The 586-nt window shown below is 58.4% G+C and carries 1 protein-coding gene and 1 pseudogene; both read right to left on the reverse strand.

Annotation, left to right across the window (positions count from 1 at the left end; translation table 11 throughout):
* On the reverse strand, nt 1-411 hold a 411-nt coding region (locus PM04_RS17265), incomplete at its 3' end, for an ATP-binding protein (protein WP_038009172.1).
* Nucleotides 401-586: pseudogene (locus tag PM04_RS17270) on the reverse strand (IS21 family transposase); the annotation flags it as partial. The gene PM04_RS17265 and the pseudogene PM04_RS17270, both read right to left, overlap by 11 nt.

Genomic DNA, 586 nt, shown 5'->3' on the forward strand with positions numbered 1-586 from the left:
AAAGAAGCGGACCTTGCGCCTGTGGTGCTCGATAGCTTGTACCCCGATTGCGGTGGCCGTGTGGCTTTTGCCCGTTCCGGGACCGCCGATCAGCACGACATTCTCGGCCGCTTCGATAAACTCGCAGCGGTGCAACTGCCGCACTGTCGCTTCGTTGATCTCACTGGACGCAAAATCGAAGCCGGTGAGATCTTTGTATGCGGGGAAGCGGGCGACTTTGGTGTGGTAAGCAATGGACCGCACCTCCCGTTCTGCGATCTCGGCCTTGAGCAGTTGTGATAGAAGCGGTATCGCCGCTTCGAACGCTGGCGCTCCTTGGGCGACCAAGTCTTCGACCGCATTTGCCATGCCATAGAGCTTGAGGCTGCGCAGCATGATGACGATGGACGCTACAGCTGGATCATGACGCATGGCGCTTCTCCCCAGTCTGTCTCAGGTCGTCATAGCGATCTACATTGGCCTCTGGCGTCGTCTGCAATGCCAGCGCATCCGGCGGATCGACCTCTGGATGATCTGTCGGTCTGCGGTCGATCAATCGGTGCAGCAGGTTCAGGATATGTGTCTTGGTGGGGACGCCTGCTTCAAT

The sequence above is a fragment of the Thalassobacter sp. 16PALIMAR09 genome (assembly GCF_000765485.1).
Taxonomy (GTDB): Bacteria; Pseudomonadota; Alphaproteobacteria; order Rhodobacterales; family Rhodobacteraceae; genus Thalassobacter; species Thalassobacter stenotrophicus.